This window comes from Tissierella carlieri (genome assembly GCF_018917285.1).
Taxonomy (GTDB): domain Bacteria; phylum Bacillota; class Clostridia; order Tissierellales; family Tissierellaceae; genus Tissierella; species Tissierella carlieri.
Map to the genome: position 1 here is coordinate 114,845 of NZ_JAHLOH010000016.1, position 15,117 is coordinate 129,961.

General features: G+C 28.9%; 14 protein-coding genes and 1 riboswitch. Of the genes, 10 read left to right on the forward strand and 4 right to left on the reverse strand.

Going from position 1 to position 15,117, the window contains the following annotated elements; all coding sequences use genetic code 11:
* Positions 1-766 precede the first annotated feature (766 nt).
* Positions 767-904 carry a hypothetical protein gene (locus KQI38_RS03065; RefSeq protein ID WP_201259725.1) on the reverse strand — a complete coding sequence of 46 codons (138 nt, stop codon included), beginning with the start codon at positions 902-904 and terminating at the stop codon, positions 767-769.
* 740 nt (positions 905-1,644) lie between these two features.
* Positions 1,645-1,851, reverse strand: coding sequence for a hypothetical protein (locus tag KQI38_RS03070; protein WP_216555605.1), 207 nt, complete (start codon positions 1,849-1,851; stop codon positions 1,645-1,647).
* Positions 1,852-2,297: 446 nt separating this feature from the next.
* Between KQI38_RS03070 and KQI38_RS22775 the strand changes: the two genes are divergently transcribed.
* From KQI38_RS22775 to KQI38_RS03085, 3 genes are all read left to right on the forward strand, one after another.
* A complete protein-coding gene (locus tag KQI38_RS22775; protein ID WP_420857127.1) occupies positions 2,298-2,396 on the forward strand; it encodes a DUF2688 domain-containing protein in 99 nt (32 codons plus the stop codon).
* A 204-nt stretch (positions 2,397-2,600) separates the two neighbouring features.
* Complete coding sequence (locus tag KQI38_RS03080; RefSeq protein WP_216555610.1) at positions 2,601-3,104, forward strand: hypothetical protein; 504 nt, start codon at positions 2,601-2,603, stop codon at positions 3,102-3,104.
* A gap of 612 nt (positions 3,105-3,716) precedes the next feature.
* Positions 3,717-4,634: a helix-turn-helix domain-containing protein gene (locus tag KQI38_RS03085; protein WP_216555612.1), complete on the forward strand. Its 918-nt coding sequence runs from the start codon at positions 3,717-3,719 to the stop codon at positions 4,632-4,634.
* A 318-nt stretch (positions 4,635-4,952) separates the two neighbouring features.
* Here KQI38_RS03085 and KQI38_RS03090 read toward each other — a convergent pair whose 3' ends face one another.
* A complete protein-coding gene (locus KQI38_RS03090) occupies positions 4,953-5,378 on the reverse strand; it encodes a hypothetical protein (protein ID WP_216555615.1) in 426 nt (141 codons plus the stop codon).
* Between the two features lie 276 nt (positions 5,379-5,654).
* Here KQI38_RS03090 and KQI38_RS03095 point away from each other — a divergent pair, with 276 nt between their 5' ends.
* Together KQI38_RS03095 and KQI38_RS03100 are read left to right on the forward strand one after the other, a co-directional pair.
* Positions 5,655-6,395, forward strand: coding sequence for a hypothetical protein (locus KQI38_RS03095; RefSeq protein WP_216555618.1), 741 nt, complete (start codon positions 5,655-5,657; stop codon positions 6,393-6,395).
* 709 nt (positions 6,396-7,104) lie between these two features.
* Positions 7,105-7,275 (forward strand): hypothetical protein, encoded by a 171-nt coding sequence (locus tag KQI38_RS03100; protein ID WP_216555620.1) that lies wholly within the window; start codon positions 7,105-7,107, stop codon positions 7,273-7,275.
* 961 nt (positions 7,276-8,236) lie between these two features.
* Here the strand turns inward: KQI38_RS03100 and KQI38_RS03105 are convergent.
* Positions 8,237-8,941 carry a YhcN/YlaJ family sporulation lipoprotein gene (locus KQI38_RS03105; protein ID WP_216555623.1) on the reverse strand — a complete coding sequence of 235 codons (705 nt, stop codon included), beginning with the start codon at positions 8,939-8,941 and terminating at the stop codon, positions 8,237-8,239.
* A 183-nt stretch (positions 8,942-9,124) separates the two neighbouring features.
* Here KQI38_RS03105 and aroE point away from each other — a divergent pair, with 183 nt between their 5' ends.
* The 5 genes from aroE (at position 9,125) to KQI38_RS22230 (ending at position 14,826) form a co-directional block, all read left to right on the forward strand.
* On the forward strand, positions 9,125-9,991 hold the full coding sequence (gene aroE / locus KQI38_RS03110; protein ID WP_216555626.1) for a shikimate dehydrogenase: 867 nt from the start codon (positions 9,125-9,127) through the stop codon (positions 9,989-9,991).
* 35 nt (positions 9,992-10,026) lie between these two features.
* Positions 10,027-11,709 carry a GspE/PulE family protein gene (locus tag KQI38_RS03115; protein ID WP_216555629.1) on the forward strand — a complete coding sequence of 561 codons (1,683 nt, stop codon included), beginning with the start codon at positions 10,027-10,029 and terminating at the stop codon, positions 11,707-11,709.
* An 11-nt stretch (positions 11,710-11,720) separates the two neighbouring features.
* Positions 11,721-12,773, forward strand: coding sequence for a type IV pilus twitching motility protein PilT (locus tag KQI38_RS03120; protein WP_216555631.1), 1,053 nt, complete (start codon positions 11,721-11,723; stop codon positions 12,771-12,773).
* Between the two features lie 11 nt (positions 12,774-12,784).
* Positions 12,785-13,987, forward strand: coding sequence for a type II secretion system F family protein (locus KQI38_RS03125; RefSeq protein ID WP_216555634.1), 1,203 nt, complete (start codon positions 12,785-12,787; stop codon positions 13,985-13,987).
* A 112-nt stretch (positions 13,988-14,099) separates the two neighbouring features.
* Positions 14,100-14,191, forward strand: a riboswitch (cyclic di-GMP riboswitch).
* A 218-nt stretch (positions 14,192-14,409) separates the two neighbouring features.
* Positions 14,410-14,826 (forward strand): type II secretion system protein, encoded by a 417-nt coding sequence (locus tag KQI38_RS22230; protein WP_216555637.1) that lies wholly within the window; start codon positions 14,410-14,412, stop codon positions 14,824-14,826.
* Positions 14,827-15,117 lie beyond the last annotated feature (291 nt).

Here is a 15,117-nt window from a genome sequence, read left to right on the forward strand (position 1 = left end):
GTTGAGATAGAGGGTCAAATAAATTTTTAAGATGAACTAAGAATGATAAGACTTCATATAATTAAAATGGCAGTACTAGGGTAAGTGCTAGAGCATTAAGAGATTTAATGTAGAAATGATAGATATAGAAGAATTGGAAGAAGAAGGACAAACTCCAGTAACTAGAAAAGTAGTTAAATATATGAACCGGAGAGAAACGTGTCTTAGGAATAGTATTTTCTAATAAAAAAATAAACGAAATAGATTACGAAATTGGATTACGCTGTAAGTGCAAATTATGACAGCAAGCAAGTGGTAGAATAGCAACAGTGGAAAATAGCCTAGCAGAGAATATGGTGGAAGAGAATTTTACTAGACTTAGGAAAGTATATCCTAATCTAGTTACGGATTTAGTAGGTTATAGTTTATGAATAAATATAAGAAAGAATCGGAGGTAAACCCCGACTCAATTATTATAGATTAAAAGAAATCACAGTTACAGAAAATAATTACTAATATTAAAAAGAAGAATAGTAGGGAAGTATCCATACCACATTCTCCCTCGCATCCTCTTCTGCCGAATAAGCCACCCATAAATACACCCCCATTCAGTTGAGATTTAGTACTCTTACAATAGGGTATGAATGGGAGTGGCAAAGTGTTCATTATTATTTCTAGGGGTAGAGAATGAAGTTATAGGTTGAATAGACAAGGATTGATAGAAATACTTTATAGGAACAATAGATAAAAAAGGAATCGGGGATGAGCCCCGATTCAATATGGAGATTTAGCACCTTCTACCAAAAAAACCATCACAGTTACAGAAAAGAATTACTAAAAGTAAAAAGAAGAACAATAATGAAGTATCCATACCACAGCCACACTCTTCGTCAAAGCAATTTGTACGTATTTCATTGTCAATCATAATATATACCTCCTATGCAGTAATAAAGTTAGATTTTTTAAAAAAAGCCGTACTACTAGTTACAGAAGCAGAAGAATAAAAGAATTAATATTAAGAATATGAATATGATTGATTCATCAAAACAACCGCCAAAAAATCCACATTGTTTCTCAGCCATAACAGCACCTCCTTAATGTATTAGTAATTGAGAATTAAATATAAGAAAGAATTATTAGGAGAGGGTTTTTTAAATCCTAATATACAATATGAAAGATGATAGTAGATTGTTAATTATTATTTTTACAGAGTTGATACGTTAAATAAAGATCAAATAACAGCAGTGGCAGAATCCAACATGAAAATATTATGATTATATTAGAAAAGCTAAGGAAATGATTAGTAATGACAGAATATGAATATATCTTAAAACTAGAAAGTATTTCATAGAGAGAATGCAAAGAGAGTAAATAATAGTATTAATTTATCATGAACTAAGACATATTGAAAAAGATGGAGACATGGTCAAGCACGATATAGAAGATTAAATAGCATTATAGCAACATTAGGGACTGATTGGGCATCAACTCAAGCAAAAATAAAGAATCTTCTGGAAGAAGAAGTACTTTGGAGAGAGCTAGAACCACTAGCGAAACAGATTGATATATTCAGTCTAGAAGAATTCAGCAATTCATAGATGGGAAAAAGAAAAAATAAATTTAAAATCCTAAATAAAAAAGTATTGAAAATATTCTCTCAATACTTTATAAGGAAATTATTCCTAATAAATCGGCAACTCCAATACCTACTAATAATATACCTATAGTTATATATAGTATAGAGGTAGCGGTACTGCCTATTAATTTTATAAGTCGTGTTGCTTTACGACTTTCCCAATAAAATGCTGGTTTCAAAACAGTGCAAATAATTGCAAATAAACCTACTACAATAAGAAAAATAGGAATAAACATTATGACACCACCTTTATAAGAGTAGGAAATACAAATAATTATAACAGAAAAGATAAATACATTCATATAGTTCTAAAGTACTATTGGTATAAAAACTGAAATATTCTCCTAGGAGGAGGGAAAATAGTGAGTGTGATTTTAATAGAATTTAGGGATTTTAAGGAAAAGATGTCTATGACTAAACAATATTGTGGACGAGCTAAGATGTGCAGATATTTGAAAAATAAGTATATGTGTATTTTGTAATGCAGGGTAAGCAATATGAATGATAGATAGAAGGTAGCTATGAAGAAAATAAGATGTATTAAATGTGGCAGGTTACGAAGGTAAAGGCGAAACTATATGTTCTAGATGCAAGACTAATAATAAATATGATACTAAAGGAAATATCTAGGATAGATAGTGTTATTTAGAAAGGAGAATGAACAATAGCAAGAAGAATATCAATGGTCATGACTACTTGTAAAAGATGTGATAAGCAAATAACAATAGGTAGTAGGTCATTATATGGATTCGATAGTCTAAAGATACGTACTAGCATTTGAAATTAGTCGCATAATACTACCTATATGATGTAACTATTAAACCTTGAAAACCGAATAATACGGTATTGAAAAGTAAGGTATTACTATAAGTTCATTGGTATTATATGGTACGTATGCTATAATTGGCATATAACCAAATTGTAATAATAGAAAACATGATATATGAATTATTTATAGACTAGAATTTGAAAGGAGTAAAGAATGATGCTATTAATAGTTGAATGTATTATAGCTTGCGCCATATTTACATTAATAATATTACCGCCGCTCTATAAGGATCCAATCAGTCAAATTATGTCTTTTCCACCAGAGATTCGCAGGCGTGTTGAGAGTTTACCTCAGTATAAAGTGAATATTGATACTAAGAAGAAACGTCATATAACCATAAAAATCTTTTCAATATTTATATTTGCTATTATGTTAGCATTCGTTGCTTATTATTCTGGAGCAAGAAGTTTTGTTCAGGCATTCAGACATGTGTTTATCATATTTTTTACCATTAACCTTTATGACTTATTTGTCTTGGATATAGGACTGTTCTGCCATAGTAAAAAAACGAGGATTTCTGGTACAGAAGATATGGATGAAGCATATCGAAATCCGAAGCATCACATCAGGGGAGCAATAATTGGAACTTTTTTAGGTATTGTAGTCGCTTTGCTTTCTGGTGGACTTATTCATTTATATAGATTTATTTACAGGATTTAAGATAGATAGTATTATATTATATAGGTAATTTGTAATAGTAGATTAAGACGACAATCTTTATCTTGATAATTAATCTTGTACCACCTTGAAGTAGCCGAACAATCCAAATAAACCAAACAGATTCGTATTGTTTGTAAATAACCCTAGTAAACCTAGTAATCTTAAATAGCCTAGCTTATTCACTTCATTAAACTTTTTCTCATAAATAATCCTCCTTTATTATATTATAGGCTTATATTTATGTCGGATAATTTATATTTAAGGTCATGATTGAAAAAATAAAATGTTTCATTGAAATACCGTATTATTTAGAAAAGAATCTTACGGTATTTTTATTTCGTATTTCAAGTATTTTAAGCAACTAAAGTTATAGATACGACTTACTATTGAAAATGAAGATGTGAATACTGAACCTTGAAAACTGAATAGCATGGTATTGAAAAGGTATAAAATCAATATATAATATAAGAAAATTCCCTAGAAATATACTATAATCGTAGATATAGATTGTACACTTTTATTATTATTTCTTATCTATGGCAAGAATGGAAAAGAAATTTAGCCAAAAAGTATATATATTATAATTACCACGTGGCAAAGAAGGTGAAGAATTTGAAATTAGAAACTATTATATTTGATAGCTTAAAATATATCGAGGAAAATGTTAATGAATCTATAATTATAGAAGATGTAGCAAAAAACTCAGGATATTCATTATATTATTTTTCAAGAATGTTTAAAAAGCAAATGGGATTATCAATTATGGAATATGTAATAGAACGAAGACTGATTAAGGCCTCAGAAGAAATAGCAAGTGGAAAGAAAATAATTGATGTTGCATTAAATTATGGCTATCAATCACATAGTGGTTTTACAAAAGCATTTAAAAATAAATTTGGTTTTTCACCGATACTTTTAAGAGCGTTTAGCTTTCAAATTAATTGTTTAGGAGGTAATTGTAATATGAGTCATGTATTTATGAAAAACACAGCTGTTCATGCTACAAAAGAGGAGCTATACAGATTATTAATAACGAATATAGATGAGAATACACTGGAATTTGACAAGGGAAAGATTAAGAAGGCATATGAATTTGCTTGTAGAGCACATAATGGGAAAAAGAGATATTCAAATGATGATTATGTAACTCATCTGATTAATGTTGCAATTCTTTTAGCAGAAATGGAGGCAAGCGAGGAGACAGTAATAGCAGGCTTGTTGCATGATATTATTTCAGAGAAAGCTAATATACCCCTTGAAGAAGTGAAGAAGGAGTTTTCAGACGGAGTTGTAAATATTATTAAAGGTGTAACAGAATTTAATGGAGATAGTGATATAATAGATGAAGATGTAATAATGGTTAAATTAGCTGAAAGACTTCATAATATGAGAACAATTGAGTTTATGGATGAAAATTGTTGGAAAGAGAAAGCAAAAGAAACATTAGAAATATTTTTACCGATAGCGGTAAATTTGAATAATGAAAAGATAATGGCAGAATTAAATGACCTATCAGTAAAGTATATTTAAAATTTTACCAAAAGATATAACTCTAAAACTGAACAATATGTTATAAAAAATAAAAATGTTTACTATAATATCTCCAATAAATTTATTATATATGCCATAATATTCACATAAGTAATTCATAACAGTAGAAAATGCGAAATAAAATTTGATTTAAATACCGTATTATTCAGAAATGAATAATACGGTGTTTTATGTGGCATGGCAAATTTTAGTGTAACTTATGTTATCCATGCGAAATAACCATTAAAAATGAGGCTGTAAACATTATACACACAGTATTTAAAAATAAAAACATCTACATATAAAATAATATTCGTCTTACTTTAGTTTGAAATCCAAAACATTTGATAATGTACTTATTTGGCTATCAAATGGAAAGCATATCAATCTGTCTTCTGTTTCAAAAACCATAAAAAAGGGTGGATCATTTTCTGGAATTATAAGATATACTTCTCTTACAGTTGTATTTAGCCATTTATTTTGCACTTGAATGGTAGGATCAAGTGGGAATCTAATGGCGTAACCATCATTCTTTATAGGATCAATTTTTGCATAGACTCTATCTATTCCGTTTATCCAACCTACAACCATAGCATTGATTTCTTTGTTTGTTTGAACTGTTTTAACTACTTTATCTTGTTTAGGGTCAAAGATTTCAATGTATTTATACTCTTCAGCATGAATAACTTGTAGATGAAGAAGTATGATAACTAAAAATACTGTTGTTAAAATTTTTTTAATCATAATATATCACCCATAGTTAGTATTCCCATAACAATTTTGAAATTTACTAGGGATAAATTGGTGTATTATATTTATATTAAACGTAGTGATTGCTAACGCTAAATATCTCTATATTGAACTATAGTATTTAATATTATTTATATAAAGTATTTTAGCAAATAGTGGAGATTAATATATAGTAAACATAATATATATGATATAATTTTCATATAAGTAATTCATAGAATTAAAATAGTATGACGTAAGAACTATTTATATTAAAATAGGAGGTAAGATATGAGAAAATCAATAGCATTATGTTTATACTTTATTTTAGCTCTTTTTATCCTTACTTCTTGTAAGGATAAACAAGATGTTGTTCATATGGGAGTAAATGCAGAAATTCTAGAAATTTCCGAACAAGAAAAAACTATGTTAGTGAAAGGTCTAGATGAAAATAGTATCTTAGGTGACAAATGCTATGTGAAATGTGAAAATGCTTACTTTATTGAAGTTATTGATGGCAAACCTATTGATATTACATTTGATGATTTTTCCGTAAAAGATAAAATAACGGTTGATGTAATTGAGGTTTTAGAAACCTATCCATCATCGACAATAACAGAACGTGTACAGTTAATTCAAAGGAATGATACAAACTATGATAAAATAAGTGCGTATATGGAGGAAGAATGTAAAAATGTTTTTTCTCCATACTATGAGTTATTAGATTTTCAAATATCAAATTATCAGGAAGAAGTTGTGAATGAAAATGTCGAAGCTACTTTTTTCTATAAGGTAATACACAAAAATTATGATAAAGATCCAGATACAGTAGGATATATTAAAGAAGCGAAGGAACGTGGTGATAGCAACTATCAGAAAATGTATGATGAATACTTGCAACCAAAGGAAATGAATTTTGAGTTAAAAGCTATTATTGATAAAAATGATTTAATAACTTTATATTCTAATATTTCTCCAAAAGGAATTGAATGGGAAGAAACGAAAATGTCTGATTTTATTCTGAGTAAATAGAAGTGATTTTAAGTATAAGGTTATTACTGAAAGTAGAGTAAAGGGTTATCTAAATAAAGATATTTAAGCACTACACAATATTTATATTAGGCACATTATTAATTTTAAACGTTATGATTACTAAAACAGAATATTAATCGAAATACCGTATTATTTATAAAAAATTTTACGGTATTTTTATAATTATAGCAAATATTAGATATAGTTTTATGCTATTTATGTGACTTAAATATTGAGAATAAAGATAAAAATATTGTACATTGAAAACTGAATAATACGGTATTGAAAAGTAAAACATTTATTAAATAATGGTTGCTAATATATAGTAAATATAATATATATGCTATAAATTTTATATAAGTCTGAGTTATAGAAAAATGTGAATTAAAAATATTTAAAAAAATGAGGTGAAGACTTAAATGGAGACAATGGATAAACATATTAAGCAAATATTAGAGAAAGCAGAAAGTATACCTTAAGGAATATCTAAAGAAGGGTAATGAGGATAAGTATATCCAAACAGTAAGTTTTCAAAAGTAGATGGAAAAGCTATAAATTAAATTTAACTAGGTGTAGTGCTTGGCCTTTTTCTTGGCAAGTTTTTACATGGGAAATATAATTAAATTAATGTATAATCTAGTTATATTTATTTGTAACGGTAAAAATGTATGTAATAAAGAATCGTTTGTATTTTATAAGGAGGCATGAAATGAAGGGGCTGAGTTTAATTAATATTGGATTTTTCATTTTTATTATTTTGCATGTGATTAATCGATTTGTTATAAAAGTTTCAGATCCAATTTATGTGGCTATAATGATACTAGCAAATGCTTTTTTGTTCGGTGGTATGTTAAAGATTAGAAAAGAAGGGAAAAGATAAGTGTAGCTTGTAATTAAGACATCTAATTCTTAGTTTGCGCAATAATCGGAATTAGATATGTTAAATAGAATTGAATATATTTGATGTTAGGACTCTAGAGTAATCTAGGGTATTATTTTATTTATACATAAAAAAGAGACCCCCTTGGAGGTCTCTGCATATATCGAATATGATTGTCTTTACTATTAGCAAAGGAGGAAGGGTAACATAGCTGAGTATAGATAAAAAAGAGATACCCAATACTATTATACTCAATTGATGAAATTATGTGAGAAAAATATTTGTAATATTAATAGATGTTAGTATAGTATTTTTATTTTAAATAAAAATAGCAAATAGACTTTTGGTAGATCTATTTGCTATGATACATGTATTAAGGAGGGAACTAGAACTATAAATAAAATACTTAATATTATTGTACTAAATTATATAAGTTTATTATAATATTTATTACAATAATATTATATATAATTATATTTTCTTATTAATTAATTCACTATGCTTATCTTAAAAAATTATTATTCTTTTTTCATAAAATATAAATTGAAATCAGGAAGAATATGAACAGGGATCATTTTTTTGCATTCCATTGATAAAGAGACATTAGATTAGAAATTAATTCTGATCTTTTTTGTTTAAAAATTTTTAAAAAAAGAAGGAGTTTTGATTTTAATATAGACTTATATAAAAGGTTATAAATAATTGTAGAGGATTTATTATTTATAGTTAGAGATTTATTAAATCAATTAAAGCCTTTGAGTTTCTTACAAATTGAAAGCAATTATATAAGTAGGTTTGATAGATGGCAGTTGTAAGATACAGAGAGAAATTACTGCTATGTTGTATATGTCTAGATTTTATATGTCAAAAATCGAAACAAGAACAGTAAACAAATTAAATAAAACTTTAATGAGTAAATAAATTAATCCAGGTAATTTAATCCTGGATTAATTTACTATACTTATCTAGCGGGAGTTGTTCTAACGGGAGCAGTTATTCTATTAAGAATATCTTCTATATCTCTAGTAAAATTAGATATAGGATTACCATTGTTTATATTTGTACTCATAGTCCTTATTCTAGTGTAAAGAGTAGGGTCTGAAGTTATAGATATATTTTTTATGTTTCTATCAGCAGTCTTTACAGCAGCTTCTACCTTTTGTCTAAGATTAGAACTTATTTCATTAGTCGCACTACCTTTTACGTCACATCCAACAATAGCTGTATCCCCATTGATTACTACAGAAGCTTTATTTACTTCTGGTAGAGCAGCAACTCTATTAGCGATAGCTGTTGCCCTAGTTGATAGATTATTGTTTGTTATATTACCATTATCAGTGGTTCCAGGGATTAAATTGTTACCTCTTAGACTATCATAAGTCATTGGAGTGTTTCTAAGCGCATTGTTGTTAAGATTAGTGTTATCTCTAACCATACCATTGTTGAGATTAGTGTTATCTCTAACCATACCATTGTTTAGATTAGTATTTAATCTATCCCTAGTATTATAAGGTGTATTAGTCATCCAACGATTATTCAAGTTATCGTTATATAGTCTAGTTTGTGTAGACATATTTCTCATATTTGTATTCGCTGGACGACAGCCAGCCATTGCTACTAGTAAAACTATAGATAATCCTAAAATTTTGATTTTATTTTTTTTCAAATCATCCACCTCCTACAAATAGTTTTGCACGGAATAGTTTTTTTATTTAGACTAGTTTTTATCCAATTTGTATAATCTAGCCATATTTAAATTTTTTTGCTTTTATTATTAGATATATAGACAATCATAATATTAGCAGATTGGCTTTTATGGTATAATGGAATTAATGATAGGAGGTAAATAATGGAAATTACTTGGAATACAAAACTTTATTGTTTAATAGGAAAACCAATAAATAAATCTCTATCACCAATAATACATAACAATATTTTTAGCCTTTTAAATAAGAACAGTATTTATTTCGGATTTAATATAGAAGAAACTGATTTAAAAACTACAATTGATGGATTTAAGGCAATGAAAATAGAGGGCTTTAATGTAACTATTCCATATAAGAAATCTATAATTAAATATCTAGATGATATTACTTCAGAAGCCAAAGCTATGGGAGCAGTTAATACTGTAAAAAATAATAATGGAAGATTCATTGGATATAATACAGATGGTGATGGTTTTTTACAAACTTTTCATGATAATAAAATAGATATAAAAGGTAAAAATATTTTGATTATAGGTGCAGGAGGAGCTGCATATGCGATTGCAAATGCATTGGTGAAGAAAGACATATATAGTATAACTATTGCTAATAGAACCTTAGATAACAGTTTCTTATTGCAAAAAAAGATAAATGCAATAAAAGATAAAATTTTAATAGAAATAACGGATTTAAATCTAGATAATATAGATAAAAAAAATATAGATATTATTATTAATTCCACATCCATAGGTATGTATCCTTTAGAAAATATGACACCATTGGAATTAAGTGGATTTTCTACTAATACTATTGTTTATGATATAGTATATAAACCATATGAAACTAAATTAATAAAAGAGGCTAAAGCTAGAGGTATGAAATCATTTAATGGAATATCTATGCTCTTAAATCAAGCTATTTTTAGTCAAAATATTTGGGAGAATTTAGATAAAAAAATAAATTTGGAAATATTTAAAAAAATAGAAGGAATTTTGACTAATTATATAGAATAATACAACGAAGGATAATAATACTTGAAGGTGATGGAATGATAAATAAGAAATTAAAACTGGGAGAATTATTACTATATGCTGGAAAGATAACTGAAACTCAACTTAAAAATGCTTTAGATATACAGAAAAAATCAGGGAAAAAGTTAGGAGAAGTTATTGTTGCTGAAAAATTTACTACTGAGGATGATATCATTGAGGTATTAGAATTTCAGCTAGGAATACCACATGTAGATTTAGATAAATATCAAATAAATTCATCTGTAGCCACAATCATTCCAGAAAATATAGTCAGGCGATATGAACTCATAGCAATAGATAAAAGAGACAATATTCTTATAGTAGCTATGGTTGATCCATTGAATATTTTTGCTTTAGATGATGTTAAAATTTTCGTTAAATCAGAGATTCAACCAGTTATTTCAACAAAGGAAAAACTGCTAAAAGCAATAGATAGATTTTATAGTGGAGAAACTACAAAAAAGGTCTTAGAAGAATTTGAAGAAAGCTTTTCAGCTATTATGACAGAGGATGTAGAGGATTCTGAGTTATTAGAAGTAACTACTGCTCCAATAGTAAAGCTTTTGAACTCTATAATTGAACAAGCTGTACGGGAAAGAGCATCTGATATACATATAGAGCCCTATGCTGAAGACATAAGGGTGAGATTTCGTATAGATGGAGATTTAAGAGAGGTTATGATACTTGCTAAAGGTAGTCTCTCAGGTATAGTTACTAGAATTAAAATTATCGGTAAAATGAATATTGCAGAAAAGAGAATACCTCAAGACGGTAGAGTAGAAACTAAAATAAATGGTAAGGAAATAGATATGAGAATATCTACTTTGCCAACAGTATATGGAGAAAAGATTGTAATAAGATTACTAGATAGGTCTAATTTTATGTTTACCAAGGAAGCATTAGGTTTTAGTAAGGATGACTTAGAAATATTCAATAAGATTTTAGCTCAACCCTATGGAATGATATTAGTTACAGGGCCTACAGGGAGTGGAAAGACTACTACATTATATACTGTTCTTCAAGAGTTAAATCAAATAGAAAAAAATATAATCACTATAGAAGACCCAGTAGAGTATAAATTAAATGGAGTCAACCAAGTACAAGTAAATACAAAGGCTGGACTAACCTTTGCTTCTGGACTTAGATCTGTACTTAGACAAGACCCAGATATAGTAATGGTAGGAGAAATAAGGGATAGCGAAACTGCCGAGATAGCAATTAGGGCAGCAATTACTGGACATCTAGTTCTTTCGACTTTACATACTAATGATAGTCCTTCTACCGTTGCAAGGCTTATTGATATGGGGATAGAATCATATTTAGTATCATCAGCTATTATAGGAGTAGTATCTCAAAGATTAGTAAAATTACTTTGTCCAAAATGTAAGATGTCTTATGAGGCTGGATATTTAGAGAAGAAAATTTTGGGCATGGAAGAAAAAGATAAATTGATATTAAATAAATCCGTGGGATGTAGTTTTTGTAACGATGGATATAAAGGGAGAAGAGCAGTACATGAATTGATGCCAATTAATGAAAATATTAGACAACTTATAGATAAAGGAGCTAATATAGATGAATTAAGGACACAAGCTATAAAAGATGGAATGCATACATTATTACAATCAGCAGCAAATTTAGCAATTAGAGGAGATACTTCCTATGATGAAGTATTAAGAGTAGGATTTACATTGGGATAGGGGGACATACAATGAATATAATTGAACTTGTGAACATAGCTACTTCTAAAAAGGCATCTGACATTCATATAACAGTTGGAATGCCTCCTGTTTTAAGAATAAATGGTCAGTTGATAAACTTTGGTGAAGAAAAATTAAGGCCAGACGATACAAAAACTTTAGTTTACGAAACTTTGAGTGAGCATTTAATAAAAGAATTAGAAGAAAATGGTGAAGTAGATACTTCTTTCTCTAGTCCAGGAATAGGTAGATATAGAGTAAATGCATATAAGCAAAGAGGATCTTATGGTATGGCATTAAGGATAATTCCGTTAGAAATACCTAACATAGATGACTTGGGACTTCCACCAGTGGTGAAAGATTTAGCTAGATTACCTCGTGGACTTATTTTAGTTACTGGTCCTACAGGAAGTGGAAAATCCACAACCTTAGCTACTATGATAAATCAAATAAATAATGAAAGAAAATGCCACATACTAACTCTTGAAGATCCTATAGAATATTTACATAAACATAATCAAAGTATAGTAAATCAGAGAGAAATAGGTACAGATTCTAGGTCCTTTGCATCAAGTCTTAGGGCTGCTTTAAGGCAAGATCCAGATGTTATATTAGTTGGAGAAATGAGGGATTTAGAGACGATATCTATAGCGCTTACTGCAGCTGAAACAGGTCATCTTGTGTTATCAACTTTGCACACCAATGGAGCTGCAAAGACTATAGATAGGATAATAGATGTGTTTCCACCACATCAGCAGCAACAAGTGAGAGTACAGTTCTCATCAGCTATTCAGGCAATAATATCTCAACAATTATTGCCAAAGTCAGATGAATCTGGAAGAGTGGCTGCCTTTGAAATAATGGTAGCAACATCAGCCATAAGAAATTTAATTCGAGAAGATAAGATTCATCAAATAGATACAGCGATACAGACAGGAGCAAAATATCAGATGCAGCCTATGGATTCATCATTACTTGAGCTCTATAAAAGAGGATTAATATCTAAAGATATAGCTTTAATGCAGGCGATAAATCAAGAAAATATTAGAAAATATATTATTTAGGATGTGACCTTATGATATATAAGTATAAAGCAGTATCTCAAGATGGAGAAATGATAGAAGGATATTTTGAAGGAAATGAGAAGTCGGATGTATTAGCAATGCTAAAGGGAAATAACTATCTGACGGTTTCAATAGAGAAGGACATAGAGGCTGAAGCACAGATAGATATCTTTTCTAGCAAAGTTAAAAAGAAAGATCTAGCAGTATTTTGCAGACAGTTTTATACAATGTTAGATGCTGGTATTGGCATAGTAAAATGTATAGAAATATTAGAGAAACAATCTGAAAATAAAAACTTAATTAAGGCATTAGGAGCATTATATGAAAATGTTCAGAAAGGGTTTACCTTATCTGAAGGAATGAAAAAACATCCCAAGGTATTTCCAGCACTCCTTATAAATATGATTGAAGCAGGAGAAGTCAGTGGAAACTTAGATACAATAATGGAAAGAATGGCAGTACATTATGAGAAGGAAAACAAATTGGAAAACAAAATTAAATCAGCTTTAATATATCCAATAGCATTAGCAGTAGTTTCCATTGCAGTGGTTATATTCTTATTAGTAGCTGTTATGCCGACTTTCATAGGTATGTTTGAATCTAGCGGACAAGCATTACCAGTTCCTACGCAGGTTTTACTTAATATAAGTAGTTGGCTAACAAATTTCTGGTATATATTTATAGTAATAGTTATAGGAATGATAGCAGGATTTGCCACTTTTAAGCAAACACCTATTGGCAGGAATTTTTTAGATACATTAAAGCTCAAAATCCCAATAGTAAAAGATACAAATGTAAAAATAATTACATCAAGATTTACAAGGACTTTATCAACTCTAATATCTAGTGGTATTCCTTTACTTCAATCCATAGATGTGGTAGCTAAAGTGGTGGGAAATAAAGTAATACATGATAGATTAGCAATAGCAGCTGAAAATGTAAGAAAAGGAGTTGCTTTGTCTAGAGCAGTTAACGAAGTGGGAGTATTTTCACCAATGGTAGATTCCATGATAAAAATAGGAGAAGAATCAGGTTCTCTTGATGATATATTATACAAGACAGCAGATTTCTACGATGATGAGGTAGAAGTAGCTCTGCAAAGAATGACTAGCTTAATGGAACCTCTTATGTTAGTTGTTATGGCAGTGGTCATTGGGTTTATAGTTATAGCTATGGCAATGCCAATGTTTGATATGGTGAATACCATACAATAATAAATAATTGAAAATGAACAGTTCACAATTAAAGTGAATTATTAATTTACCAAATATTGACAATACAAAGGGATTATTATAATATAAAATAAATTAAATTAGCGAAAAATGAATATTTCCTCGGCAAAGTTAAGGAAACTTAGCGACGCAAAGCTTGAGTCTAAGGTTATCCAATAGGATAATGATGATCGTTCAGCTGCATAAATAGTTGTATTATTTATGCAGCTTTTTTGTACGATAAAACTGTTTTGATAAATTAAACTTGTAAATTTCTTTGTTTACAAATGAACAGAGTCTGCAGATTTTAAATTGTACATTGTATACTGAGCATTGTGAATTGATAGAATGGTGGTGATTTAGGAAAGAGATCATTGTTGTAATTATATAATTATTTTTAAAATAAAAATTAAGGGGGAAAACAAATGTTGAAATGGATTAACAAGAAAAGAAACAGAAAAGGATTTACTTTAGTTGAGTTAGTGGTAGTTATTGCAATATTAGGGATATTGGCAGCTATAGCTGTACCTAAATTAGGTAAGTCAAGGGTTAATGCAGCTATTGCGGCACATAATGCTAATGTTAGAACACTTGAGTCAGCAGCTACAATGGCGGTAGCAGATAATAAAGTTCAAGAAGAAGAATCTTGGAATGGAACAAAGGATGAAGGGTCTGAGGATTATATGCAAGAATGGCCTAAGATATCTGAACAGTTAAAAGGTAAATCAGTCATATTTGAAGACGGAACTGATAATACGGTTGGAGATGAATATACAGTTACTTTTAAAGATGATGGTTCTTTTATAGTTTCACCTGGAAAGATTAAAGAATTAAAGGAGTAAATAGCATCAATAACAGAACTTATAAAATATGGAAATATAAATTGTACTGCAATAAATATTTACTAACTATTTAAATTCGCACAACAAAATAAGCTAAATAAATAACCATGATAATTTGTATATACGGACTACTAATAGATTCATCTTAAAAGGTATGCATATATGAGTGTACTGCAGGGGCATTCCCTTACTCCTATTATCCTAAATGTAGTACAATCCTTAAATGGTATGACTTAGTACTTTATAATTCTAAAGGGAAAATACAGATATTGTAGGGAGATTTTCTCCCTA